Below are 24,623 nucleotides of genomic sequence, written 5' to 3' on the forward strand. Positions count from 1 at the left end.
TTTGGCTGAGATGTTTGTAGCTCATAAGGTGACTTTGACTTGGCGGTCTGGAAATCTGAGATGCTAGAACACTCTCAGCCAACCCGCCCAATTAATCAAAGTTGCACTTCGTACTTGAAACCACCTTCTTTTTTAGAGACTCACCATGAAAATTATTGTGTTGCCAGGCGATGGCATTGGGATTGAAACAGTTTCCGTAGCAGTGGATGCGCTTGAATTTGTATCTAAAAAATTCAAACTCGATGTGTCCCTCAAGCACGACATCGCAGGGCATGAGAGTCTCAAGAAATATGGCACCACGATTCACCCTGGTTTGCTCGAGTCCGTCAAAAATGCGGATGGATTGATTCTCGGTCCGATGGCCACTTACGATTTTAAAGACGAAGCCAAGGGCGAGATCAATCCGTCAAAGTTTTTCCGCAAGAGTCTCGACTTGTTCGCCAATATTCGACCCGCCAAGACTTTTCCGGGCTGTGGCACACCACACAAGCCGCTCGATCTCGTGGTCGTACGCGAAAACACCGAAGGCTTTTACGCGGATCGCAATATCGAGTCGGGTGGTAGCGAAATGCTGATCACACCTGATGTCGTCGTATCCTTGCGCCGGATTACGCGACTGTGTTGCGAGCGGATTGCACGTGCGGCCTTCGAGCTCGCGATGACACGCAGAAAACACGTGACAGTTGTTCACAAGGCCAATGTGCTGAGGCTCGGAGACGGCATGTTCATTGACTCGTGCCGCCTGGTGGGCAAAGAGTTTCCCGAGGTGCAAATCGAAGAGATCATTGTCGATGCGATGATGGCGCACGTGGTGCGTACGCCGGAGCGTTATGACGTGTTGGTGACGACCAATATGTTCGGCGATATCTTGTCCGATCTCACGGCCGAGCTTTCCGGTAGTCTGGGAATGGCTGGATCAATCAATGCCGGCTCCGATTACGCCATGGCTCAGGCCGCGCACGGCTCGGCGCCAGATATCGCGGGCAAGAACCTTGCCAATCCCTTCTCGCAGGTCTGGTCAGTGGCGATGCTCTTGAACTGGTATGGCCAGCGCAAAAACAAGCCTCAGTTTGTGACTGCCGCGCAGGTGATGGAAACCGCGATGGCACAAGCGATCGCAGCAGGTGAGTCGACCAAAGATATTGGTGGCAAGCTTGGTACCAAAGAGACGGGTCAGGCCTTGCTGGAGCGTTTGTCGAGGGCTTAAATCAGAGGCCTGAGTGTTCGCTTTAGTACCAGGAAAGGGGCTCTTAACCTGCTTTGTTGAGAGCCTCGATTTTTTTCAATGCTCCGGCAATTGCGTCGCCTGACAGGTTAATTGCCGGAATACCTCGAAACACAAACGCGATCCCCGCAACAGCTTGAAGCTCCGCGACCGAGGCACCCGCGCGGAGTGCCGCGACTGCGTGGTTTTCAGCGGCTTGAGACAAGTTCATCAACAACATGCCGAACGCCATGAGCTGACTGGTTTTCAGATCCAGTGCCTCTGGTTCGAGCAGCTGGGCACGCAGGCGTTCAACACCCTCTGTCATCTCCGGCGCTGTCTTAACGCCAAGGGTGATACGCGAGTGAATCCGATCAGGTACGAATCCCAGAATGTGTTTGTAATTTTCCTCGAGTGCATCGATCATGCTTTGCTCGTGACCTGGTTCGCTCGTTTCTTTGTTCATGTCAGGGTCTTGTCGGAATCATTGTTGATAGGGTTTGAAGCCATATAAACGCTCGGCGTTTGTGACGAAAAGTTTTTGGCGCGCTTCATCGTTCGGTATCCATGTTTCCAACAGGTCGAGCAAGTCGATGTCGTTTGGAATATTGGCGTGGAGACCTGGGTGAGGCCAGTTCGTCCCCCACACGCAGCGATCGACGTGATGCGTCAGCAATGTTTGGGCAAATGGTTTCATGTCCGGATAAAGTGGCATACCTGTGGCTGGCACGGGGACATCTGACATCCGGTACCAGCTGGAAATTTTGACCCAGGTATCGGATTTTTGATCGAGCAGCCGACGCAAGACAGCGAATTCCTCGGAGTGCACACCTGTATTGCCGCGGATCCGTCCCATGTGGTCAAACACTAAGCCAACTGGACAAGCCATCAGACGTTTTTCAAGACCGATCCAGTCCGCACCATTGAGGATGTTGATTTCAATGTGCCAGCCAAAATCCGCCACCAGCGCCGCGATCGCTTCGAGATCGCGCGTGGTTGCTCCGTTTGGATACTGATCCATGAGGCGCGCGGCCCGAAATCCGGCGTCATGCAGGCGCTGAATATGCGCCTTGGGGGTTCCCGGCGCAATCGCTGCAACGCCGCGAAAACGCTCGGGATCGGTCTTGATGAAGTCTTCGGTGATGCTGTTGTCGAAGCTGTAAATCGACCCATGAACTTGCACACCGCGATGCACACCCATGATGCGATGCATATTGAGCCAGGATTCGCGCGTACAGACAGGTGGACTGTATTTGCGATTGGGATCCATTGGATAGCGCTCCATCTGGTCGAAGATGTGCGCATGACAGTCGATGGTTCCGGCAGGCACCTGGCGTTTGGGGGCGCGCAAATCCAGAATGGGTGGCAGCGGTGTGGCGTGTGGCTTCATGACGACTTATTGATTGATGACGATGTTGGCAGCTTTGCCGATTTCTTTATTCGTGTTGTAGTCTTTGTTGACATACTCCTGAAACGCTGCGCGATCCAGAGGAATGATTTCCACGCCGAGTCCTGCAAAGCGTTCTTTGACGCTGTCACGCTCAAGCGTCTCCTTCAACGCCTTTGTCAGCTTGTCCATGACAGGTTGAGGCATGCCTTTGGGTCCAAAAATCCCTGTGTACGTCATCATGTCAAAGTCTTTCACGCCGAGCTCTTCAAACGTTGGCACATTGGGGAGCAAAGGTGAGCGCGTCTTGCCTGTTTGCGCCAAAGGAATCAGTGCGCCACTCTTGATGTGTTGAAGCGACGCGGTGAGTTGGTCCATCATCGTGTCCACTTGGCCGCCAATCACGTCCACCAAGGCGGGGCCGCTACCCTTGTAGGGAATGTGATTGAGCTTGACGCCCATTTTCAAGGCCAGTAATTCAAGTGCAAGGTGTTGGGTCGAACCGTTACCTGCTGAGCCCACGGAAATTGGGTTTTTGTCTGTTTTGGCGCGCGCAGCAAAATCAGCAAAATTTTTCATCGACCCTTTGGCCGAGGCACTCAAGACAATTGGCACGGCATGAATGGGTCCAATCGCAACTAAGTCTGTCACGGGGTTGTAGGGCGATGTCGGCGTGAGCGCAGGCGCAATCGAGATTGATCCACTCGAACCCAACAGCAAGGTGTAGCCGTCCGGCGTGGATTTCACGACGCCGGTACTACCGATAAAACCACCTGCACCGGGCTTGTTTTCGACAATCACTTGCTGACCCAGAATCTCGGACATGCTGGGTGCGACCGCGCGGGCGGTAATGTCGACGTTGCCACCAGGCGCCCAAGGCACGACCAGTTTGATCGGCTGTTTAGGGAAGTCCTGGGCTTGAGCCTGAGTGCCTGTTGCCAAGGCGAGGGCGCAGACTGACAGGGCCAGGCTGGGAAGAAGTCTGGATAGTTTCATAGCGGTCTCCGAATGCCTCAGTCTCGAAGCAGGTGCCAGAAAGGCGCCAGAGGGATGCTTGTAGACTGAGCAACTGTTTTTGGTATCGCTTAGACTATTGGTTTTGAGGGCGTCGTGCAAGCCATTTCTAGGACGTCCTTTGTGCTAACGTAACGCGCACCGCATTTTCCTGCCGGATGAGTCCGGCCGGTTGGCAAAGAGACAAGGAATAACCGAATGACTGCGAACACCTTTAACGAGACCGCCGAAGGCGTCTACCTGATTACCGTGACCCCCTTTAAAGACAATGGGGACCTCGATTTGGCCAGCACAGACCGTATGGTCGACTTCTGTCTCGAGCGCGGCGTGACGGGTTTGACTATTCTTGGCATCATGGGTGAAGCCACCAAGCTGACTGCCGAGGAGTCGCGCCAGTTTGTTCGTCAGGTGCTCGCCCGCGTTCAGGGCAAAGTCCCCGTCGTCGTGGGGGCTTCTGCCGCTGGCTTTGCGCCAATGAGCGAGCTCACCAAAAGCGTCATGGACATGGGCGCTGCCGGAGTCATGGTCGCACCGCCATCGACCGTGCGTACCGATGACCAGATTTGCAGTTACTTCGACATGGTGACCGAGACTTTGGGGCCCGATGTGCCCTGGTGCTTGCAGGATCACCCCACCTCGACGGGTGTGCAGATGTCTTCAAGCGTCGTCTTGCGAATTTTGAAAAACTCGCCAACCTGCGTGATGCTCAAACACGAGGATTTCCCAGGGTTGGCCAAGCTGTCGGCTGTGCGTCAGGCGATCGAAAAGGGTGATTTGCGCAAGATTTCGATACTGACCGGTAATGGTGGCGGCTTGTTCCTGCCCGAAGAAATGGTACGTGGCGCCAACGGCGCGATGACCGGCTTTGCCTACCCAGAGATGATGGTCGACGTCGTGAACGCCTTTAAAGCAGGAAATGTCGAGCGCGCTTTCGATATTTTTGATTGCTATTTGCCACTGGCCAAGTACGAGCAACAGGCGGGCGTCGGTTTGGCTGTGCGCAAGCATCTGCTGGCCCAGCGTGGTGCGATCGCCTCGGCTGCTGTCAGAAAGCCAGGTCCAAAATTATCCGCACTCGACCTAGCCGACATTGCCCGACTGGTCGCCAGGCAAGAGAAAAAACTGGCAGCCCTGGGTTAATCATTCAGATCCCCTAGGTTCGCTTTTAATCAATAACCACTCAATCAGTATCCCGGAGATTACTCATGGTAGATATGCAACTTGATCCCAAGGTGAAAGACATCCTCGCAGGGATCTCCACCGCAACCTTGACAACGATTTTGCTCAAGAAGGGTTTGCGCAACGTTTGGATGCGCGGCACCAAGCCCATCCGCGCTGGTCAGCCACGTCTGGTGGCGCGCGCGTTCACACTGCGCTTTGTGCCAGCACGCGAGGATTTGGCGACGCCGGAGTCTTGGTCGTCACCAAAGTCCACGCGTGGAGCGATTGAAGACATGCCCGAAGGCTGCATCGCCGTGGTGGATTCGATGGGTGTTCAGGATGCCGGTATTTTTGGCGATATCTTGTGCGCGCGCATGGCGAAAAAGAAAGTGGCCGCGCTTGTGACAGATGGCGTGGTACGCGATCTCGCGGGTGTGCTCGGAACTGGATTGCCTGTGTGGTGTTCCGGTGCTGCAGCACCTCCATCAGTGGCGGGTCTGACCTTTGTGGACTGGCAGCAGCCCATCGGTTGCGGTGGTGTTGCCGTGTTTCCCGGCGATGTCGTAGTCGTGGACGATGATGGCGCAGTCCTGATTCCCGCCGCGATGCTCGATGACGTGGTGACCAGCGCAGCGGCTCAGGAAAAATTGGAAACCTGGATCATGTCCCAGGTTGAAAAGGGCCATCCTCTGCCAGGTCTGTATCCACCCAACGCAGAAAATCTGGCGCGCTACAAGGCGGAAACAGGCCAGAAGTAATCAGTTTGCTGTGTTCTATTCGAGAGGTCTGCGCAAAAGCGCAGACCTTTTTTTACGCTTTACATCAAACGATTTATGCCGCTATGTTGCTGTTGCGAGATGGTCCAAATGAGCGCCAGGTAAACCACGCGATACTGATCATTGCGATGGCAGCCGCGACAAATTGAGCGGGTCTTGTTTCTGGAAAGTCGATGGTGGTGGTCAAGAGGATATAGACCCCAACGAGACCTGCGGCGCTGATGATGCGCATCAACCATGACTGAGGTCGCAAGGCGCGTGCGGGTATGCGTTGCGTCAGCCAGACGCCTGCAACACCGCTGAACAGTCCGATCGCCGCACCTGCGCAGACATCTGCTGGCCAGTGCGCACCCACTGCGATGCGTGCGACGCCCGCCAGAGTCGCCACCACAAACAACCAGCGGTAGGCACCTCGTTTGTCAGGTTCGAGCGCAAAATAAAAGGCCGTCAAAATAGAAAAAGCCGTGAGTGTGTGTCCGGAGGGCATCGACAGCGAAGTCAGCGGTTTGCCCAGGATGTAAAAGCTTGCGGGATCCAGCACGGAGGCCGGGCGGGGCATTTCGAGCGTGTGCTTGAGGATTCGTGAAATGATTCCGGAGATCGCCCCACCGCAGAGGGCGGCGGTGAGCAAGCGTGGTGCGAGCAGCAGCAAGGGACATGCAAGGGCGAAGATTCCCCAGCCATTGCCAAGCATATTAAAGCTTGCCCAAAACAAATCAGGCAGAGCCCGGGCGGAGGTATTGATCAGACGAAACAATTGGGGTTCGGGTGCGAACAGCCAAAGCCCCAACCACACGACAAGCGGAATCAGGCACCAGACAAAGTCCCGGCCTTGTACTGTCGGGACATTGCTGGCGCGAGACACCGCGGCCTGTTGATCTCGAGGATCAGACATGCGCACGGGCCGCTTCAAACTGCACAGCGACTTTCTCCATCACCTGCGCCACAGAGATTGCCTGCATGCAGACATTGTCCGAGCAAGGCGTTTTACGGTGATTGGCGGCGCTCACGCAAGGCGAGCAGGCGAGTTGAGCGGTGATGGGGATTGACTTGCCCAGCGAGCCATATAAGGCAGGTGTTTCGGGTCCGAACAATACCACCGTATGCAGATCCGTTACGGATGAAAAATGCCCGGGACCCGAGTCGTTGGTGACCATGACATCGGCCAGACTGTATAGAGCGGGTAATTCGGAGAAAGAGACTTGGCCTGCAAAGTTGAGCGCACTGCTCACCTGAGCGCCTACCCGAACGTTTTCGACATACTCAAATTCCGAAGGGGAACCGGTGATCAAAATCAGGCTGTCAGGCCATTTGCGATTGAGTTCAATAATCAGCGCAGAGAAACGTTCAGGCGCCCAGCGACGTTGAACCAGTAATTCGCTTGCGTTGGGATTGACCAGAAAGAGGGGTTGGTTGCCCAGTTTGAACACGCACTGTGCATTTTTTGCGAGCGCTTCGATGCGATCGAGCACAGTTTGACGAACGGCAGGATCAATCACTGCCTGTGCGATCTTGATCGCTTCGTCGGGAATATGTATTTTGCTAAACGGGGTTTCCTGATCAGTCGAGAATGCGGCATGAATCAGGGACAGGAAGTTTTTGGCGATGTGGATGTGGGGGTTGTAATGAACCTTGTGGGTCAGCATGTTGCCGCGCCACAGACCTTCACCGTGAAAGATGTGATAACCGACCCGGCGTCGCGCGCCACACAAACCGGTCAGGAGCGCTGTAAAACGCGAAAAAAGCTCCAGATCAATGACAGTATCAATCTTGCGTGCGCGTGCCCATACGAAAAACTTGAGCGTATCTCGTGCGAGTGAGACGACCGAGCTCGAGTCGATCGTGAACACATTTTCAGCGGGTACGGTGTTGAGCAAACTCAAACTGGCCTGGTTGCTTTTGAAAATCAAAAAGAAGATCTCTGCCCCACGCGCTTGTGTATCGCGCATCGCGGGATCGACAATGATGGCGCTCCCCATTTCGGAAAGTTCGATAAAGAGAACTTTACGGGGCATCGCAGGCTTGCCCGCAAACAGGCGTGTGATCCAGTCGATCAGGATCACGATGGGGGTGAATAAGGCACAAAGCGGAACACCGACGCGATGGTCGATGGTGCGCATGGTATCAACACTTAAGCTCATAAGCTGAGTATTCTAATGGTGTTTGGAGGAGACGGGCGCTGCAGTGCCGGCATCCTCGTGCTTACGCCTCAACAGAGACAGCGCACCTGGCAGGTAGGTGACCAGCGTCACAATCCCAAAGCTGACGGCAGCCAGAACGGTAATCCCGCTATCAATGTTCCACAGTGCGAGCGTGGCCGAAAGCGTCGCCTCGCGCAGTCCCCAGCCCGAGATGCTGATAGGCAGCATCATCAGTAGGCCGAGTGCTGGCATACCAATCATGAGAGCAGAAAAAGGCGCGCTGATACCGAAGGCTTTCAGGCAACACCAAAAGCTCGTCAATGCCAGGACATGGGTCATGACGGAAATCACAAGCTGAGGCAAGACGTTGGGCCAGCCCAACCCGGTTTTAAGCGCAAACATGGCCTGCGGCATACCAAGTTTGTCCAAAATTCGCTGGATCAGCGCGCGACTGGCGGATATTTTGATCAAGAGCGAGGCCAGTGCGGCGGCTGCCAGCATGGCGCCAAGAAGCCACCAGCCCAGTGCCTGGCCCCAAGGGCCGAGCATCGCTCCGCCCAAGATCAGTCCCAGCGCGCCCAGGATATTGTTTCCAAGTAGGCCCAGCCCACGGTCGAGCGCAACACTAAAAAACCCCAACCGCAACCTGGGGGGCGCGCGATTGAGATCGACCGGAGAGTGGAGCTCTTGTGCAAGGGTTTGATGAGGCCCCGGATCTCGAGACGCGGATACTCCAGCGTGATAGGGGCGACTGCCTTCAACTGCGCGATAGCTGTCGCCCCCGATCGTGCTGGGCAAGCCTTGATTGATCAAACCACCCGCAAAATAAAGCGAGATGTAGTCCCTGGCAGGTCTGTAAAGTTTGACACTGCGCATCAGCCAGCCCCAGCGGAGCACTGCCAGCAGGTTGGTCAGAACGAGCATCAGAAATGCCAATCCGAACCAAACGGGCACGATGGCGATTTTCGTGTCTCGCAAGGCTTGCCAGTCAATATTGCGCGTCGCTAGCCAGAGCAGGGCGATGGAAAGCGCGATTCGAATGTAAGGCCAGAGTTGTTTAAAAAGTTGTTTCAAGTGAATCGCATTATTTGGTGGTGGCGTTGTGGTTGGCGCCCCATTGACGACAATGGTAATAATCAAAGCGCGAGACGTGGCGGGTCAAGCGTTTAGCTTCGAAGCTGCCAATTAGCCTGCACCACTCGAATTCGCCTGTCTGGGTAGGCAGATCAAAGTGAACCTGCGACCAGTTTACAAAAAGACTGTCTGTGCCGGGGGGAATTTTGCCAAACCACAGGTCAAATTGATCGAAACGGTTATCCAGTACATAGACGGGCAGGGGTCTGCCGTACCAAGCAAGTCGGCTACCCAGCGTCCAGTTGCGCACCGAGAGAGAGGGAAGGTCGTGCGCGCGCGCCAGTTCGAGAGCTTTCAAACCCGCCTCATCCCAACCCCAGAGGTCGGCGAGCGGGTTTTTGCGCGCGAGCGGATGATCGGCGGACAGGCCGGGGATACCCACGAAAAATAATGCAGCAAAAGCGACCAGACACATCACCGCTTGCGCCCGAATGAAAGCCAGAATCAGGGCTTGACGACCACTTGCCCAGCGCTCAGCCAGTGCATTCGCGGCGAATGGTGTCATTGCAAGCCACGCAGGCGCTGTCCAGTGTGGCAGGCTCCCCCCTCCGCCCGACATCAAACCCGTGACAACAAAGGGGATAAAGAAAAACAACAGCAATCCTGCGCCTAACCACTGCTTGCTTTTGATTATTTGACGTGATGCCAGGTAGGCACCCAGGACGAGTAAGGGCCCGTAGGCGACAAGTTGAACCCCAGCAAAAGCAGCGAGCCTGCGTGCCTTCCATGCCCCCCCGCTGCCGTGTTGGAGTTGGTAGGTAAATGAAATCCATTCATGTTGAGCGTTCCAGTACAGGACCGGGCTGATCATCACCAGCGCGACAACAGCGGCAAACCATGGACCTGCGGTCAACAACAACCGGACTCCGCGCGTGACAAGCAAGGTCACGATGACGGCTGCGGCAGGTAGAACAGCGGTGTATTTGGAAAGGCCCGCCAAGCCTAGCAAGACGCCTAGGGCTAACCATTGCGCAGTGTGATGAGGTGCTGGCTGCGCGAGTTTGAGGGTGACGGACATGAGCAGCAGCACCAGCACCATTAGCAGGCTGTCAGGCAAGAGGCCCACAGCCAGCACGTGCATGACTGGGGCGAGCAATACTAATCCGACCGCCCATAGGCCCACAGTATCGCGGCTGATGGCTGGTTTGTCCTGAGCGGCATCCCTCAGGAGCCGCAGATCGTAAATTTGGATGGCGAGCCGCCGCGTCAATAAACATGCGATCAGCCAAAGAAGCTGTGGAATCAGGCGAATCACGCTATCCGGCGCACCCGCTGCGACCAGGGGCCATTGAATCCAGCCGACAAGAGGCGGGTGGTCAAAATAACTCCAGTCAGGCTTGGCGGCATACAACACGTAATGCGCTTCGTCGACCGACAGAGTCAAGAGCGCGCCAAAGCCAAGATGAATCAGCAGACCAAGCGCCAACAACGAGGTCAAATTGATCCAGGACGCAGCGGAGGTTGTCGCGACGCTGCGGGCATGTTTGGTGTGCACGGTTTCTCGGACGACCAGAGTGGTTTTATTTGACCTGAACAGGCAGGACACGCCAGGTCACTTGGCGCTTGCCATCCTCGGCGATGACTTTGGCATTCGCGCGCGTGGCGGTAAAACCTGCGGGCAAGTCTGTTGTTCCGGTGACATGCAAAAAGTGATTGAGTTTGACCGCGATGCGGGGCAAAGTAATCGTTTCCACCCGACCGTTTGCATATCGTCCTTCAAAGGATAATTCGAGCCATCCTTTGAACTCAGGTTTTTGAGCGTTTTCCTGCAATAACCACACCAGATAGGACAGTTTGGTGGAGTTTTTCCCTTGGGTAAACAAGCTGGTGCTCACACCGATCGGACCATAACGCGGGTCGAACGGCAAGGTTTGCGCAAACAAGTTCAGTTGTTCTCGCAAAGGTCCGATCAAGGATTCTGCGGTCGACAGACTGCTTGTCAATTCTTTGATCTTCGTGTCGCGCACGCTGATTTCGGCGTCGAGCACCTTTTGCGACTCGTCTACCTTGGTTTGCAAGGTTTGTTTTTCGACCGTCAGATTCTTGAGCTCTTCGGTGAGCTTTTGCGTTTCGGCAAGAGAAAGGCGTTTTTCACCATAACTTGCCTGCAAAAAAAGAACACCGCCACCACCCAGCAAAATGCCGATCAAAAAGAGAATCAGCCAGCCGGGCAAGCCGCGGGAGCCGCGGCGTGTATCGTAGGGCGCTGGTTTGAAAATCGCGCGTTTGGCTTGAACACGTATCACCATATCATTCTCCGCATCGCGGACATCAACTCTTGAGTATGCATTCTAACGTGTTGAGCCGCTCGGGGGTACCGACATCAATCCACACCCCTTGATGAAGTGCTCCTGACACGAGTGTGCGAACGATCGCATCGCGTAACAATGGAGCGAGTTTTGCGGGTTGTTTTGCCGGAGTATGGGCAAAAAGAGAGGGCTGATACACACCGATACCGGAAAAGGTGAATTTGGGCATCGTGTCATCGGTCACGCAACCGGTCGGCAACAGCCCGAAATCTCCGTGAGGATGATGCGCGGGATTTGCCACCAGCAGCAACCACGCTTGTTGTGCAGTGCATTGCAACGATGAGGCGATCTCCAGCGCTTGAGCAGGATCCCAGTCACACCAAATGTCTCCGTTTATCACCAGAAAAGGATCGGTTCCCAAAAGAGGCAGCGCCGTGGCAATGCCTCCTGCCGTTTCGAGCGCAACCGTTTCGGCTGAGTAGCGGATATGAACGCCCCATTGATGACCATCGCCAAGCGTTTGTTCAATCAGCGCACCCAGCCAAGCGTGATTGATCACGATCTCTTTGATCCCGGCCGCTGCGAGTTTTTCGATATGCCACTGGATCAGTGGTTTGCCGGCGACGGGAATCAGTGGCTTGGGTAGAGTGTCGGTGAGTGGGCGCATTCTCTCCCCGCGCCCAGCAGCCAGAATCATCGCACGCATCAGAATGTGTATCCCACCTTGGTTTGCACTTGGTCGAGTTCGTCAAGCACACGCAAAAGAGGTTTGAACGCGAGATAGCGTCCGGCGACTTGGCGGACGTACTGATTGACGCGAGGAATATGCGCCAAATAGCCTGACTTGCCGTCGCGATGGTTGAGTCTGGCAAACACACCGAGAATACGCAGGTTGCGTTGCAGTCCCATCCATTCGTAATCCTGGTGGAAATCTGCGAAATCGGTAGGCACTGGCAAACCGTGTTTTCGGGCTAGTTCCCAGTAGCGAATGGCCCAGTCTAATTGCTGGGGTTCTTCCCAGGTTGTACGGGCATCCATCACCAGTGAGGCCAGATCGTAGGTGATCGGGCCGGAGACGGCATCTTGAAAATCCAAAATGCCGGGGTTGGCGCCGTGTTCCGGGCGTTCGCAACGCATTAGATTCGGGGAGTGGAAATCGCGGTGCACGAGCACGCGAGGTTGCGCGGCGTTGCGATTGGCCAGTAAATCAAATACTTGATCCAGCCCTTTTAAGGCCTCAGGGCTCAAGGTCACTTTGCAATGGACCGTGACATACCACTCGACAAAGAGGCCGAGCTCATCTTTGAGGCGAGCGACGTCATAGACAGGCAGTCCCGCAGCGCTGGCAGATTGCATTTGCACGAGTGCGGCCAATGCCTCACGATAAATTTTTTGCAGCGTGGCATCATCAAGTCCCGCCTGAATGCAGTCGTAATACGTGGTGGGACCCAGATCGGACAACAGTAGAAATCCCTGAGTCAGATCCTGGGCGAGGATCCTGGGTACGTTCAGCCCGACAGTCGAGAGTCTTTGGGCTACATCGACAAAAGGTTTGCAGTCCTCCTGAGGCGGTGGCGCATCCATCACGACGAGCGTGCCCTGCGCAGCGTTGATTCGAAAATAGCGTCTGAAACTCGCATCGCTTGAGGCGGGTGCAATGCTGGCAGGATCGAGGCCCAAGGAGCTTGGGCAGGTCTGAATCCACTCAAGGAGCCGGGTCATTCTGGAGTCGGAAGAAGAGGTTGACATCATCGCGAAAATGTAGTGAAAAATTGAATCTGACCGACCGTTTGATCGATCACAGCAAAGATGAGGGGCTTCTCTATAATAGCGTCAGGATAGAACATATTTTTAGAGCTGTTTTCAAAGCAAACAAACCTGGTTTGTTGCTAAGTGTCTGTATTAAGGTGACTTTTCAGAACGTGCGTATCTATCATTCGCTGTGGTTGCTTGCGGGGCTGGGGATTGCGGCGGTACATGCGCAACCTTCCCCTGCGCCTGCTGCACCCGCGATTGTAGGCCCAGGTCTACGTGTTTCGCCTTTGCTCGAGCGCAGTACAGTACCTGACAGGGAAATGCCAGCTTTCCTCGAAGGAGCACAGATCGAGGGTGATAGCCAGGGAAATGCCAGATTACGGGGTAAAGCCAGCATCAGAAGGCAAGATGCCGTCCTGAAGGCCAACATTATTGACTACAACAAGCGCACGGGCGTGATGGACGCTCAGATTAATGCGCGCCTGATTAGAGATGGAAACATCCTTTCCGGTACTAGCATTATTTACAACTCAGAAGATGGCACGGCCAGCGTGGATCAGCCTAATTTTTGGCTGGATGATGGTGGTGCCGGAGCGGGGTCTTGGGCGGATGTTTTCAATCGAGATCAGATGAGTATCACTGATGTCACCTATAGCGGCTGCCCATGTCCGCAGCCTTCATGGTACATAGAAACTGAAAAGCTCGATCTGGATTACGCTGCTAACGAGGGCGTGGCCCGAAACGGGGTGCTTTATTTTAAAAATGTACCGATTCTGGCTTCGCCATATCTGACATTTCCGATTAAAAAGGAACGAAAATCCGGTTTCTTGTTGCCAACGTTCGGCAACACATCCAATACCGGCTTCGATTACACGCAGCCGTACTATTTCAACATCGCACCCAATTACGATGCAACACTGCAGACTCGCGCGATGTCCAAGCGAGGCGTACAGCTTGGAGGAGAATTTCGCTACCTTGGAGCGAGTTACAGCGGTCAAATGGCGGGTACTTATCTGGCTAAGGACCTGCAAACAGGCGAGGATCGCTGGCTATACAGTGCGCAGCACAGCCAACGTTTCGGGCGAGGCTTTTTTGGTGGTTATAACGTCAACGGCGTGTCGGATGACAATTACTTCAATGATTTTGCCAGCCTGGGTATTAATCAGGCTGTCATTAGCGCCCTACCCCGTCAGGTTGGCGGAGGTTGGGGAAGTGAGTACGTTACTACAAGCGTAGCGGTGTCGACTTTCCAGACGCTGTCACCTACTGGCACGCTTGTGATCCCGCAGTACAACAAGGTTCCCGAGTACGCGATCAATGCCTCACGCTTTGATATCGGTGGGTTTGATGTACAAAGCTTGAATACTTTGACAGAGTTTCAGGCGCCACTTGATAATCGATTCGCTTTTGGACCAGGCGGTAGTTTACGCTGGCGCCCAGACGGTCAGCGCTTGCTTTCATATAACTCGATCGCTTATCCCATCGTACGACCAGGCTGGTATATCACCCCCAAAGTTGCTATGAGTCTGTCTCAGTACCAGACGAACTGGTATGGCCTTGAGCAGACTTTTGGTTACGGACAGCCTTCCAATGGTCGCGCATTGCCGATCATGTCAGTCGACTCTGGTATGACTTTTGAGCGCGATACGACTTTTTTTGGCAAATCCGCGCTCCAAACGCTTGAGCCTCGAGCCTACTATCTGCGGGTGCCTTACAGGGATCAGTCTCAGTATCCTGTTTACGATACAACGCTGGCGGACTTTAGTTTTTCTTCTGCCTTCCAGGAGAATATTTTTGCGGGTTTTGACCGGATTTCCAACGCAAACCAGGCGACCTTTGCTCTGACGACCCGCTGGCTCGATGCGAGCTCGGGTTTTGAGCGACTGCAGCTTGGAATCGCTCAACAATACTATTTCGAAGATCAGTTGGTGACCTTGCCAGGACAGATTCCACGCACCAACACCAAGTCTCAGTTTCTCTTCGGTGGAAATGCGGCATTGACGGATACTCTCAACTTATCCTCGCTGCTGCAATACAACCCCTACGCTAGCCAGATCAATCGTGCTCAGATCACTAGTCGCTGGCGCCCACAGAGGCTCGCGACTCTAGCGTTATCTTATCGCTATCAGGTCAATCCGCCTGCCTTAAGTTTGTACCAGCCCCAAGGTCAAAATCAGGTTAGCGCGGCTTTTCAATGGCCGTTGACAAACAAGTGGTACTCGATTGGTCGTGTGGACTACTCATTCAACAAGGTATTTGCACCCAGCATCATTAATCCCTCTCAAACACTTGATATTCCTAAAGTCACTCAGGCAGTGCTGGGTCTTGAGTACAAGGGCGACTGTTGCTGGACTGGGCGTGTCGTGATGCAGCGCTACGTTGTGAGTGTGGATCAAACCAATACAGGTGTGTTTTTTCAGCTCGAGTTAGGTGGTTTAGGCAATCTCGGCCAAAATCCCATGGCTGTTATTGGCCGAAGTATTCCCGACTATCAGCCGATTAATCCGCCGCTTCCGCGAGTCAATAAATTTGAAAGGTATGAATGATGACAGGCGCTACGAAAAGCTCAATGAAAAGCACGACCATTATTCGGCGTTGTTTCACATGGCTGACGTTCCTGGGTTTGTCGACTTTTGCGCTGACGAGTACTGCACAGCTAGGTTCGCAAAATCAAAATCGAGCCAATACCGCCCAAAAATCAGCTACTGAGCGAGACGCCGACGGAATTGTCGCCGTCGTCAACAAGGATGTCATTACACGCCGAGAGCTCGATTCCCGCGTTCGTATTACAAAACGCGAACTTGCCGCCCAGCGCATTCAGGCGCCGCCCGATTCTGTGATTGAGGCTCAAATTTTGCAGCGCCTCATTACCGAGACACTCGAGCAACAAGAGGCTCGTCGCCAGCGTATTGATGTCACGGATGCGATGACAAATTCCGCCATGGAGATTATTGCCAAGCGTAACAACACGACTGTTGCGGTCATGCGCAAGCAGATCGAAGGCGCAGGTATCAACTGGTCCGATTACACCGCCATGATTCGTCGCGAAATCATGGTTGAGCAACTCAGGCAAAGAGTCGTGGACAGCACCATTTTTGTGAGTGATGCCGATGTGGACGCCTATCTGAGAGAACAAAAGGCGCGTAAAGAAGGCAATCTGCCGCTTTCCGTGCGTCCCGCGCCACCTCCGCCTCCACCACCCAAGCCTCAGCCAAAACCGCAGGCTGCAACGCCTGCCATCATGGGGTTAGCCCAGATCCTGGTGCGTGTGCCAGAAGGCTCGAGCGAAGAGGAAGTTAAAGCGCTGCGCGCCAAGGCGCAGGGACTGCTTGCTCGTGTGCGTAAAGGTGAGAGTTTTGAGGCCGTTGCCAAAGCTTCGTCCGATGGTCCAGAGGCCAGCCGAGGCGGAGATATGGGGGTGCGTCCACTGAGCGGATGGCCTGACCTGTTTCTCAAGGGCGTGGCGGGCGTGCCCGATGGCCGTGTGAGTAACATCATTCAAAGTCCCAACGGCTTTCATATCTTGAAGGTGATTGGACGCGCAGGCGGTGCGCCTCCACCACCACCTCCGGAACCTAAACCTCAGGCAGCACCTGCACCAGGCACCCCGGGCGGACCCGTTCCTCAGGGACCGATGCCAGTTCAGCAAACACAAGCCAGACATATTTTGATCAAGACGACCGCAGTCGTCACCGATGAAATTGCCCGTCAGCGACTTGAGCAAATCAGGCAGCGAATTGTCCAGGGCGGAGAGTCTTTCTCCGATATGGCAAAACGTTTTTCTAATGACTCGTCTGCGCCTCAGGGTGGTGTGCTGGGCTGGCTCAATCCTGGTGAAACCGTACCGCCTTTTGAAAAGGCGATGAACGCACTCAAAGAGGGTGAAGTCAGTCAGCCTGTGCAGAGTCAGTTTGGTTGGCATCTGATCATTGTGGATGGACGTCGCACCCAGGATATGGCGGATCAGTTCATTCGTAACCAGGCCCGCCAGCAAATCTTCCAGCAGCGATCGAATGTCGCTTTTGAAGCGTGGTTGCAGCAAGTGCGCAGTCAGTCCTTCATCGACAACAGGCTTGAAAAAAGCCAACGTCAGTCAGGACGCTAAGGCGTGGTGACAAACCACGGTTCTCAGGCGCATCAGGCTCGCAAGCGGTTCGGCCAGAATTTTCTGGTCGACGCTGCTGTGGTGGAGTCCATTGTTCGCGCGATCGCCCCGCAGCAGCAGGACAACATGGTCGAGATCGGCCCGGGCTTGTCTGCATTGACGGCCCCATTGCTTGAACGTCTCGAACGCTTGTCTGTGATCGAAATTGATCGCGACCTGGCGCAGCGTCTGCGTGAGCGTTTCCCCGCAGCTCGACTCAATATCGTTGAAGGCGATGCCTTACAGATTGATTTCGCCCAGTTTGGCGACAAGCTTCGTATTGTCGGGAATCTTCCTTACAACATTTCGAGCCCATTGCTTTTTGCCTTGGTTGGTTGTGCAGAGCGCGTGATTGACCAGCACTTCATGCTGCAAAAAGAAGTGGTGGATCGAATGGTGGCTCGCGCAGGCGAGTCCGATTACAGCCGCTTGTCCGTGATGTTGCAATATCGCTATCGGATTCAAAAACTGTTTGATGTGTCGCCAGACGCCTTTGATCCGCCACCACGTGTGACTTCGTCCATTGTGCGCATGATTCCTTTGGGCCCGGAGCGCTTGCGGGCGCAGAGCGACACATTATTCGCGCAGGTCGTGCAGCGCGCTTTTTCACAGCGACGCAAAATGCTGCGTGGTGTGCTTGGAGAATGGACGGCTTCGATTCCCTGGGAGAGTTTGGGGATCGAGCCTACGTGGCGTGCCGAGCAGGTTTCAGTTGCGGGTTTCGTTGGAATGACAGACGCTTTGTGGCAGGCAAGCGTACGTTGACGTTTATCGCGTCTGATGCTTTTCAGCGGCGAGCCATAATCTGAGGACATCCTGGGCCCGGTCGCGGAGCAGTTGCCCGGCATTTGAGCAGGCTTGGTCCAAGCTCATGGGTCCAGAGACGAGACTGAAGGCCGCGATGATACCGGTGGGATACAGCGCTTGATATCCAGCACCCAGCGAACCCACAATCGCGACGACGGGCACACCGGCAGCTTGTGCGATTTTGGCTACTCCCATCGGCGTTTTTCCATGGAGGGTTTGCGCGTCCATGCGACCTTCGCCCGTGATGACGAGTTGTGCACCCTGAATCGCCTGTGCTAGCCCACCGAGCTCTGCGACCACTTCGACGCCTGGTCGAAAACGTGCCTGCATCCAGGCGTGTGCCGCAAATCCCAAGCCTCCTGCAGCGCCAGCTCCTGGCGCGTTGCGGTGGTCGTGACTCAGGACATCTGCGCACTTGTCTGCGAAATGTTTCAAGGCTGCGTCCAGTGTGCTGACTTGTTCTGGTGTTGCGCCTTTTTGGGGACCAAAAATTGCCGAAGCACCCGTGGGTCCGCACAAGGGATTGTTCACATCTGAGGCGATGGTGATTTGAACCCCTTTTAATCGGGGGTCAAGTTTTGCGCGGTCGATCCGTGCGAGCTTGGCGAGTGCCGCCCCACCGGGTGGCAGTTCATTGTCATGTTGATCCAGGAGTCTCAGGCCCAGCGCTTGGAGCATGCCCGCGCCTGCGTCATTGGTGGCCGATCCACCGAGACCCAACACGATTTGTTCCGCACCCAGATCAAGCGCATGAGCAATCAGTTGTCCGACGCCAAAACTACTCGCGCGCAAAGGATCGCGTTCTGTGATGGCAATGTGTTCAAGACCTGCCGCGCAGGCCATTTCGATGATCGCGACTTTGCCAGGGAGCCAGCCCCAATGCGCCTGGATGGGACGGCCGAGGGCATCCTGCACCTGATTACTGCGACGCTCTCCGCCTGTCGCAGCTAAAACTGCCTCGACGGTTCCCTCGCCCCCATCAGCCATTGGGATGCTCACGCACTGAACGTGTGGAGCGGCTTGACGCAATCCGGCTGCGATGGCCTCGGCAACCATGGGCGCGGACAAGGACTCTTTGAAAGAGTCAGGGGCGATCACGATTTTCATGGGATCAGGCGGCGGTCTTTTTTTGAATCAGCTCGATTTTGTAACCATCGGGATCCTCGACAAAAGCAATCACGGTGGTGCCGTGTTTCATCGGACCGGCTTCGCGTGTGACTTTGCCTCCGCGTGCCCGGACTTGATCGCAGGCCTCGTAGGCGTTGTCAACGGACAGTGCGATATGACCATAGCCTGTACCGAGATCGTAAGAGGATGTATCCCAGTTGTAGGTGAGCTCCAGTGCCGGACCTTCACTTTCGTCTTGGTATCCAACAAAGGTGTTCGTGAAGCGGCCGCTCGGATATTCCGTGCTGCGCAGGACACGCATGCCGAGGACTTTTGTATAAAACTCAATCGAGCGCTCAAGATTTCCAACGCGCAACATAGTGTGCAAAATTCTCATGGATATTCCTTGCTGGTCATGGTTCAAAGCTGATGGATCAATGATAACAACACTCCGGGATCACCCATCAGAGATCGGGGACATGGTCCGGCGTGTGTTTTCGTAGCATTTTCTTGGCTTGCTCATAATCCGGATAGAGTTGCTGCACTTCCGACCAGAAATCCTGACTGTGATTCATTTCGCGCAAATGCGCCAGCTCGTGAGCGATGACATAGTCGATCACCATCGGTGAAAAATGAATCAGGCGCCAGTTCAACATGATGCTGCCGTCGCTAGTGCACGAGCCCCAGCGAGTTGCTGCAGAGGATAGGCGCCAGCGGCTGATGGTGAGGCCTGTTTTATCCAGGAAGTGACTGATCCTCTTTCCGAACCAGAGTTTGGCACGTGCCTGAAGCCACGCCTGCGTCATATCGCGAATGCGATGCGCATCGGCATCGTGGGGCAATGCAAGCCATAGATGCTGTCCGGGTTCCGGCGCCTCCGGATCGCCTTCAAAATAAGCCGCACCCTGTGCGGTCTGCGCGCTCGGCGTACCGCTTCGCAAAATGATTTTGCAACCCAGGTACGGAAGCTCCCCGCCAGACTGCCAGCGCGTGTGCGCCATCGCCAGTCGCTCTTTGCGAGCTTGCCAGTCCTGGAGCTTGGCCAGAATCCACGGCATTTTTTCAATGACCGCTTCATCGATTTGCGCGAGCGTCACCCAGTTTGGCGCGGTGACGCGCAAACCCTCGTCCTGAATGACGAAACCAATACTGCGTCGGCGCGATCGCAGCAAACTAAAACCGACAGCCTGATCGCCATGTCGGACAATACGCCATTTGGCGCCGAGCGGCATGGTTTCAGGCGCGATCGTCCAACCCGGTTTCGGGGTGTCCGCGTCTGAAAGCAAGAGCTCGAGTTGGCTCATGATGGATGGCGATAGCGTTCAGGGTTCAGGCGTTGCATTTCTGCTTCGATCCACTCTTGTACCCGCTCATTAAGCGCTTCGGGTGTCAGTCCGACGGAGTCGATCGCAGGGCCAATTGAAACAGTAATGCAGCCCGGTTTTTTGATAAAGGCATTGCGTGGCCAGCACTCGCCCGCGTTGAGCGCGATGGGAATGACAGGCGCGCCCGTTCGCGTGGCAAGCAAGGCACCCCCCATTTTGAAACGGCCAGTCTTGCCCGGCGCAATTCGGGTGCCTTCTGGAAACAGGATGGGCCAGCGTCCTTCGTCCAGTCTTTGTTGGCCGACTTTAACGACTTGTTCAAACGCGTCGCGTCCTTTGCTGCGGTCGATCGGAATCATCGCAAGCAAAGCCAATCCCCAGCCAAAAAATGGCACGCGATGCAGCTCGCGCTTGTAGACGAAGCAGACTTCACGTGGCAGGTAGGCGGGCAGAAACAAGGTTTCCCATGCAGACTGATGCTTGGATAGCACAATCGCGGGACCATTCGGGAGATTTTCCCAGCCTTTGACTTGCCACTTCACACCGCAGATCACACGAGCGCCCCAGACAGCCAGTCTGGGCCAGCCCATCGTCAGTTTGTAGCGCCAGTGCAGGGGAAGCGGTGACCAGATCATGCAGGCAAACGCATAGGGGATCACCGTCACGACCAGCAGTAAGGTGTAGAGCGTCGCGCGCGTGATGAGAAAAAGTTTATTGAGCATGGGTGAGTATTTTTTCTACCGCTTCGGCCAGATCTTGAACGACCTGAGTGTTGGCAGGTAGATTGCCTTGTTTGAGGGTTTTAGGACCATTGCCGGTTTGAACCAGCCATGGACGACAACCCGCTGTCGCACCGGCTTGAATGTCTCTCAGAGAGTCACCGACAGTCGGAACGTCCCTGAGGTCGACGTCATAGCGTCTGGCGATGTCATGAAATAGTCCTGGCAGAGGTTTGCGGCATAGACAGCCATCCTCGGGTCCATGCGGACAGACAAAGATTGAGTCCACGGCGCCGCTCAACTGCGCGAGTTCTTTACGCAGCTTGAGATGGATGGCCGTGAGCGCCGAGATGTCGAAGAGTCCTCGCGCAAGTCCTGATTGATTGGAAGCAATCGCGACGGTCCAGCCCGCCTGATGTAAACGTGCGATCGCTTGCAGGCTGCCGGGAATCGCATGCCATTCGTCCGGACTCTTGATGTAGTCCGGGCTGTCTTGGTTAATCACGCCATCGCGATCGAGGATGATGAGTTTCATGTTGCCAGTCTGGAAATGTCTGCCACTTGATTCATCAACCGGTGCAATTGTGCCAGCAGCGCGAGGCGATTCAGGCGCACAGCTTGATCATCAGCCATGACCATGATGTCATTGAAAAAGGTATCCACCGCGGCACGCGTTTGTGCGAGCGTGGCCAACGCGGCTTTGTAATCACCAGAGTCGAACTGTTTTTGTGCCACGGGTTGCACAGCCGCGATACTTTGCGCGAGCGCCTGCTCGGCTGGCTCGGTGAGGAGCGCTGCATTCACAGCGGGCAATGTGCCTTCAACTTTTTTCAACAAATTCCCGATGCGTTTGTTGGCGGCAGCCAGACTCGCGGCATCCGGACTTTGCGCAAAGGCCTCGGCAGCCACAACGCGAGCGGGGACTTGGTGAAGGGGAGGAGCGATTGCCAGCACGGCTTCCACAGCGTTGCGATCGAACTGTGTGATGAGCTGGTTACGAAGTCTTTCAAGAATAAAGGCCTGCACTTCGCTGACAGTGTCGGCCTGAAGTACTCCCGGAGTAAAGGTGTCTGCGCACGCTTGCAAAAGACCTTGCAGGGTCAGAGGTCCGTCTTGTTGGATATTCAAGACGGCGCCAGCAGTCAATTGTTCAAAGGCGCTGATCAAGCCGAGCGCGGCACGGCGCAAGCCAAAAGGATCGCGCTCGCCGGTGGGCGCCAGTCCAATCCCCCAGATGCCGACAAGAGTTTCTGCGCGTTCGGCCATGAACAGCACCGTTGCAGTCAGGTTTTCAGGTTGGACGGGAGCGTCGATTCTGATGCGGTATTGTCCCGCCAAGGCTTCCACGACCTGGGGAGATTCTTTGTCACCCCGGGCATAGTAGGCACCCATGATGCCTTGGAGCTCGGGAAATTCTCCGACCATGTTGGTGTTGAGATCGGCTTTGGCGAGTAACGCCGCGCGTTCGCACTCTGCGACATTCGCACCAAGCGTGTGCGCCAACCAGGCGGCGATTTTTTGCACGCGGGCGGTGCGTTCAAGCTGGGTACCGAGCTTGTTGTGATAGACGATCGCGCTGAGTTGATCGACTCGCGCGGCTAGAGGAACTTTTCGATCAGTTTCAAAAAAGAACTCGGCATCGGCTAGCCTGGGTCGAATCACGCGCTCATTGCCCTCGATGATCGCCACAGGTTGATCAGTGGGCATGTTACTGACAATCAGAAACTGATTCGTCAGTTTTCCTGTCGTGGGATGAAAGAGTGGAAAGTATTTTTGATTCAGACGCATGGTCAAAATCAGACATTCCTGGGGGACAGCCAAAAAACGTTCCTCGAATGTTCCCACATAGACGACGGGCGCTTCGACGAGCGCGGTGACTTCGTCCAGCAGGGCAGGAACTTCCGGGTCCCGTCCGAGCGAAGCGCCCAGCCGTGTCGCCTGAGCGTCGAGCAGGGCTTGAATTTGTGTGCGTCGCGCATCAAAGGACGCGACGACATGGCCGGTCTGGGCGAGTTGGGTTTCGTAACTTTCCGCGCTGGTGATGGTCAGGGCTCCGGGATGCAGGAAGCGATGGCCGTGTGTCACACGACCTGCAGTCAATCCCAAAATCTGGGCTGGGATGATTTCCTCACCAAACAGCGTGACTAACGCATGAGCGGGGCGGACGAATTTGACCGAAGTTTGACCGTCGGCGAGCTGGTATTTCATGACCTTGGGGATGGGCAATCCGGCCAACGTCGTTTCGATGGCGGTTTGCAACACATCGACCAGTTTGGCGCCGGGCGCTGTGCCGCTGGCCACAAGGTAGTCCTGCTTGCCGTCCGATTCGCGTCCAAGCTGGCTGATATCCATCTGTTCCAAGCCCTTGGCTGCGAGTTTCTTGAGCAAGGCAGGTGTCGCGGCGCCTGAGGAATCGAGACCGACTTTCACAGGCATCAGCTTTTCGGAAAACGCCTGCTCTGGTGCCTCGTCCAGCACGCGGGTCAGACGTACAGCGAGTCTGCGGGGGGTCGCAAAGGGGACGACTGTATTGTCGGTCGCAATGAGACCTTGTTGGGTCAACGCTGCGCAGAGCCCCTGTGCAAAGGCTTGTCCGAGTTTGGGCAGCGCTTTGGGGGGGAGCTCTTCGGTAAAAAGTTCGACAAGCAAAGGGCGCGTGATCATGGCTGTGCCCCTTTGGTTGAGTGCAACATGGGAAAACCTAATTTTTCGCGGGAATCGTAATAAGCTTGAGCGACCGCGCGCGAAAGGTTACGGATGCGTCCAATGTAGGCGGCACGTTCAGTCACACTGATTGCGCCTCGGGCATCCAGCATATTGAAAGTGTGCGCGGCTTTGAGGGTGGCCTCGTAAGCAGGCAGTGCCAGCGGAACTTCCATCAGGCGTTTAGCCAGCACTTCAAAGTCGGTGAAATGGCGAAAGAGTGTTTCCGCGTCGGAGTGTTCGAAGTTGTAGGTGGATTGCTCGACCTCGTTTTGGTGAAACACATCGCGATACAGCACGCGACCGTTCGGACCCTCGGTCCATACGAGGTCGTACACGCTTTCCACACCCTGAAGATACATCGCCAGGCGTTCCAAACCATAGGTGATCTCGCCTGTTGTCGGGGTGCAGTCCAGCCCCCCGACTTGCTGGAAATAGGTGAACTGCGTGACTTCCATGCCATTGAGCCAGACCTCCCAGCCCAAGCCCCAGGCACCAAGCGTTGGATTTTCCCAGTCGTCTTCGACAAAGCGGATGTCATGTTCGGTCGGGCGAATGCCCAACGCCTCGAGAGACCCGATATAGAGGTCCAGGATATTGGGTGGCGCGGGTTTTAGGACGACCTGATACTGATAGTAGTGTTGCAGACGGTTTGGATTTTCCCCATAGCGGCCGTCTTTGGGGCGGCGTGAGGGCTGAACATAGGCGGCGCGCCAGGGTTCGGGGCCAATCGCGCGCAGGAAGGTCGCGGTATGAGAGGTGCCGGCGCCAACCTCCATGTCGTAGGGTTGGAGCAGGGCACAACCCTGTTGATCCCAGTACTCCTGCAGTCGCAGGATAATTTGCTGAAAGGTGATCATGAAAATTTGAACGCATTAAGGGCGAAATAAGACTTCATTTTAGCTTGGGGGCGGGGAGGCGTGGCGTTGGCACCGGGTCACTGACAACTGAAAGGGCACGAATCGCCTATGATTTAGGAAATACAGCCAGATTTATT

General features: G+C 55.2%; 23 protein-coding genes. 6 read left to right on the forward strand and 17 right to left on the reverse strand.

The window, feature by feature from the left end:
• Positions 1-145: 145 nt before the first annotated feature.
• Positions 146-1,207, forward strand: coding sequence for an isocitrate/isopropylmalate dehydrogenase family protein (locus tag QWY30_RS00005; protein WP_290237135.1), 1,062 nt, complete (start codon positions 146-148; stop codon positions 1,205-1,207).
• Between the two features lie 43 nt (positions 1,208-1,250).
• Here QWY30_RS00005 and QWY30_RS00010 read toward each other — a convergent pair whose 3' ends face one another.
• Genes QWY30_RS00010 through QWY30_RS00020 form a run of 3 tightly spaced genes read right to left on the reverse strand, consistent with a single transcriptional unit; the run spans position 1,251 to position 3,587 of the window.
• The gene (locus QWY30_RS00010) at positions 1,251-1,670 is read right to left on the reverse strand and encodes a carboxymuconolactone decarboxylase family protein (protein WP_290237137.1); all 420 of its coding nucleotides are present in this window, start codon (positions 1,668-1,670) and stop codon (positions 1,251-1,253) included.
• 18 nt (positions 1,671-1,688) lie between these two features.
• Positions 1,689-2,594, reverse strand: a complete 906-nt coding sequence (locus tag QWY30_RS00015; protein ID WP_290237139.1) for an amidohydrolase family protein — start codon at positions 2,592-2,594, stop codon at positions 1,689-1,691.
• Between the two features lie 6 nt (positions 2,595-2,600).
• Positions 2,601-3,587 (reverse strand): Bug family tripartite tricarboxylate transporter substrate binding protein, encoded by a 987-nt coding sequence (locus tag QWY30_RS00020; protein WP_290237141.1) that lies wholly within the window; start codon positions 3,585-3,587, stop codon positions 2,601-2,603.
• Between the two features lie 216 nt (positions 3,588-3,803).
• On the opposite strand from QWY30_RS00020, the gene QWY30_RS00025 reads away from it, so the two are divergent.
• Entirely contained in the window at positions 3,804-4,745 is a 942-nt protein-coding gene (locus QWY30_RS00025) for a dihydrodipicolinate synthase family protein (protein ID WP_290237143.1), read from the forward strand.
• Positions 4,746-4,810: 65 nt separating this feature from the next.
• Positions 4,811-5,524 (forward strand): ribonuclease activity regulator RraA, encoded by a 714-nt coding sequence (locus QWY30_RS00030; RefSeq protein WP_435433337.1) that lies wholly within the window; start codon positions 4,811-4,813, stop codon positions 5,522-5,524.
• A 73-nt stretch (positions 5,525-5,597) separates the two neighbouring features.
• Here QWY30_RS00030 and QWY30_RS00035 read toward each other — a convergent pair whose 3' ends face one another.
• From QWY30_RS00035 to QWY30_RS00065, 7 genes are read right to left on the reverse strand one after another with little or no spacing between them, the layout of a single operon-like run.
• Positions 5,598-6,437, reverse strand: a complete 840-nt coding sequence (locus tag QWY30_RS00035; RefSeq protein ID WP_290237145.1) for a phosphatase PAP2 family protein — start codon at positions 6,435-6,437, stop codon at positions 5,598-5,600.
• Positions 6,430-7,662 carry a glycosyltransferase family 9 protein gene (locus QWY30_RS00040; RefSeq protein ID WP_290237148.1) on the reverse strand — a complete coding sequence of 411 codons (1,233 nt, stop codon included), beginning with the start codon at positions 7,660-7,662 and terminating at the stop codon, positions 6,430-6,432. Before QWY30_RS00040 ends, QWY30_RS00035 begins: the two co-directional genes overlap by 8 nt.
• 33 nt (positions 7,663-7,695) lie before the next feature.
• Positions 7,696-8,757 (reverse strand): lysylphosphatidylglycerol synthase transmembrane domain-containing protein, encoded by a 1,062-nt coding sequence (locus QWY30_RS00045; RefSeq protein WP_290237150.1) that lies wholly within the window; start codon positions 8,755-8,757, stop codon positions 7,696-7,698.
• A gap of 10 nt (positions 8,758-8,767) precedes the next feature.
• Positions 8,768-10,312 carry a glycosyltransferase family 39 protein gene (locus tag QWY30_RS00050; protein WP_290237152.1) on the reverse strand — a complete coding sequence of 515 codons (1,545 nt, stop codon included), beginning with the start codon at positions 10,310-10,312 and terminating at the stop codon, positions 8,768-8,770.
• A gap of 25 nt (positions 10,313-10,337) precedes the next feature.
• Entirely contained in the window at positions 10,338-11,066 is a 729-nt protein-coding gene (locus tag QWY30_RS00055; RefSeq protein ID WP_290237154.1) for a hypothetical protein, read from the reverse strand.
• A gap of 22 nt (positions 11,067-11,088) precedes the next feature.
• Positions 11,089-11,772 carry an N-acetylmuramate alpha-1-phosphate uridylyltransferase MurU gene (gene murU, locus QWY30_RS00060; RefSeq protein ID WP_290237156.1) on the reverse strand — a complete coding sequence of 228 codons (684 nt, stop codon included), beginning with the start codon at positions 11,770-11,772 and terminating at the stop codon, positions 11,089-11,091.
• Positions 11,772-12,788 (reverse strand): aminoglycoside phosphotransferase family protein, encoded by a 1,017-nt coding sequence (locus QWY30_RS00065; protein ID WP_290237158.1) that lies wholly within the window; start codon positions 12,786-12,788, stop codon positions 11,772-11,774. Before QWY30_RS00065 ends, murU begins: the two co-directional genes overlap by 1 nt.
• Before the next feature lie 200 nt (positions 12,789-12,988).
• Here QWY30_RS00065 and QWY30_RS00070 point away from each other — a divergent pair, with 200 nt between their 5' ends.
• From QWY30_RS00070 to rsmA, 3 genes are read left to right on the forward strand one after another with little or no spacing between them, the layout of a single operon-like run.
• The gene (locus tag QWY30_RS00070; RefSeq protein ID WP_353958784.1) at positions 12,989-15,367 is read left to right on the forward strand and encodes an LPS-assembly protein LptD; all 2,379 of its coding nucleotides are present in this window, start codon (positions 12,989-12,991) and stop codon (positions 15,365-15,367) included.
• A 23-nt stretch (positions 15,368-15,390) separates the two neighbouring features.
• On the forward strand, positions 15,391-16,926 hold the full coding sequence (locus tag QWY30_RS00075; protein ID WP_290237160.1) for a peptidylprolyl isomerase: 1,536 nt from the start codon (positions 15,391-15,393) through the stop codon (positions 16,924-16,926).
• A 6-nt stretch (positions 16,927-16,932) separates the two neighbouring features.
• Entirely contained in the window at positions 16,933-17,730 is a 798-nt protein-coding gene (rsmA, locus tag QWY30_RS00080; protein WP_290237909.1) for a 16S rRNA (adenine(1518)-N(6)/adenine(1519)-N(6))-dimethyltransferase RsmA, read from the forward strand.
• 3 nt (positions 17,731-17,733) lie between these two features.
• Here the strand turns inward: rsmA and QWY30_RS00085 are convergent, their stop codons facing one another.
• The 7 genes from QWY30_RS00085 to glyQ all read right to left on the reverse strand — a co-directional run bounded on the left by QWY30_RS00085 (position 17,734) and on the right by glyQ (position 24,486).
• Complete coding sequence (locus QWY30_RS00085) at positions 17,734-18,879, reverse strand: glycerate kinase (protein ID WP_290237162.1); 1,146 nt, start codon at positions 18,877-18,879, stop codon at positions 17,734-17,736.
• A gap of 4 nt (positions 18,880-18,883) precedes the next feature.
• On the reverse strand, positions 18,884-19,276 hold the full coding sequence (gene gloA / locus QWY30_RS00090; protein ID WP_290237165.1) for a lactoylglutathione lyase: 393 nt from the start codon (positions 19,274-19,276) through the stop codon (positions 18,884-18,886).
• 67 nt (positions 19,277-19,343) lie between these two features.
• Positions 19,344-20,183, reverse strand: a complete 840-nt coding sequence (locus tag QWY30_RS00095) for a M48 family metallopeptidase (RefSeq protein WP_435433338.1) — start codon at positions 20,181-20,183, stop codon at positions 19,344-19,346.
• On the reverse strand, positions 20,180-20,926 hold the full coding sequence (locus tag QWY30_RS00100; protein WP_290237167.1) for a lysophospholipid acyltransferase family protein: 747 nt from the start codon (positions 20,924-20,926) through the stop codon (positions 20,180-20,182). Before QWY30_RS00100 ends, QWY30_RS00095 begins: the two co-directional genes overlap by 4 nt.
• A complete protein-coding gene (gmhB, locus tag QWY30_RS00105) occupies positions 20,916-21,458 on the reverse strand; it encodes a D-glycero-beta-D-manno-heptose 1,7-bisphosphate 7-phosphatase (protein WP_290237170.1) in 543 nt (180 codons plus the stop codon). The genes QWY30_RS00100 and gmhB overlap by 11 nt, the downstream gene beginning before the upstream one ends.
• Positions 21,455-23,587 (reverse strand): glycine--tRNA ligase subunit beta, encoded by a 2,133-nt coding sequence (glyS, locus tag QWY30_RS00110; protein ID WP_290237171.1) that lies wholly within the window; start codon positions 23,585-23,587, stop codon positions 21,455-21,457. Before glyS ends, gmhB begins: the two co-directional genes overlap by 4 nt.
• Entirely contained in the window at positions 23,584-24,486 is a 903-nt protein-coding gene (glyQ, locus tag QWY30_RS00115; protein WP_290237173.1) for a glycine--tRNA ligase subunit alpha, read from the reverse strand. Before glyQ ends, glyS begins: the two co-directional genes overlap by 4 nt.
• Between the last annotated feature and the right edge of the window lie 137 nt (positions 24,487-24,623).

Source organism: Zwartia panacis (genome assembly GCF_030410395.1).
GTDB classification, from domain to species: domain Bacteria; phylum Pseudomonadota; class Gammaproteobacteria; order Burkholderiales; family Burkholderiaceae_B; genus Zwartia; species Zwartia panacis.

Excerpts from the sequence above, each read along its gene's own strand:
- QWY30_RS00005 (WP_290237135.1), top strand. The coding sequence starts at position 146 with ATGAAAATTATTGTGTTGCCAGGCGATGGCATTGGGATTGAAACAGTT.
- QWY30_RS00010 (WP_290237137.1), bottom strand. The coding sequence starts at position 1,670 with ATGAACAAAGAAACGAGCGAACCAGGTCACGAGCAAAGCATGATCGAT.
- QWY30_RS00015 (WP_290237139.1), bottom strand. The coding sequence starts at position 2,594 with ATGAAGCCACACGCCACACCGCTGCCACCCATTCTGGATTTGCGCGCC.
- QWY30_RS00020 (WP_290237141.1), bottom strand. The coding sequence starts at position 3,587 with ATGAAACTATCCAGACTTCTTCCCAGCCTGGCCCTGTCAGTCTGCGCC.
- QWY30_RS00025 (WP_290237143.1), top strand. The coding sequence starts at position 3,804 with ATGACTGCGAACACCTTTAACGAGACCGCCGAAGGCGTCTACCTGATT.
- QWY30_RS00030 (WP_435433337.1), top strand. The coding sequence starts at position 4,811 with ATGGTAGATATGCAACTTGATCCCAAGGTGAAAGACATCCTCGCAGGG.
- QWY30_RS00035 (WP_290237145.1), bottom strand. The coding sequence starts at position 6,437 with ATGTCTGATCCTCGAGATCAACAGGCCGCGGTGTCTCGCGCCAGCAAT.
- QWY30_RS00040 (WP_290237148.1), bottom strand. The coding sequence starts at position 7,662 with ATGCGCACCATCGACCATCGCGTCGGTGTTCCGCTTTGTGCCTTATTC.
- QWY30_RS00055 (WP_290237154.1), bottom strand. The coding sequence starts at position 11,066 with ATGGTGATACGTGTTCAAGCCAAACGCGCGATTTTCAAACCAGCGCCC.
- murU (WP_290237156.1), bottom strand. The coding sequence starts at position 11,772 with ATGCGTGCGATGATTCTGGCTGCTGGGCGCGGGGAGAGAATGCGCCCA.
- QWY30_RS00065 (WP_290237158.1), bottom strand. The coding sequence starts at position 12,788 with ATGACCCGGCTCCTTGAGTGGATTCAGACCTGCCCAAGCTCCTTGGGC.
- QWY30_RS00075 (WP_290237160.1), top strand. The coding sequence starts at position 15,391 with ATGAAAAGCACGACCATTATTCGGCGTTGTTTCACATGGCTGACGTTC.
- QWY30_RS00085 (WP_290237162.1), bottom strand. The coding sequence starts at position 18,879 with ATGAAAATCGTGATCGCCCCTGACTCTTTCAAAGAGTCCTTGTCCGCG.
- gloA (WP_290237165.1), bottom strand. The coding sequence starts at position 19,276 with ATGAGAATTTTGCACACTATGTTGCGCGTTGGAAATCTTGAGCGCTCG.
- QWY30_RS00095 (WP_435433338.1), bottom strand. The coding sequence starts at position 20,183 with ATGAGCCAACTCGAGCTCTTGCTTTCAGACGCGGACACCCCGAAACCG.
- QWY30_RS00100 (WP_290237167.1), bottom strand. The coding sequence starts at position 20,926 with ATGCTCAATAAACTTTTTCTCATCACGCGCGCGACGCTCTACACCTTA.
- gmhB (WP_290237170.1), bottom strand. The coding sequence starts at position 21,458 with ATGAAACTCATCATCCTCGATCGCGATGGCGTGATTAACCAAGACAGC.
- glyS (WP_290237171.1), bottom strand. The coding sequence starts at position 23,587 with ATGATCACGCGCCCTTTGCTTGTCGAACTTTTTACCGAAGAGCTCCCC.
- glyQ (WP_290237173.1), bottom strand. The coding sequence starts at position 24,486 with ATGATCACCTTTCAGCAAATTATCCTGCGACTGCAGGAGTACTGGGAT.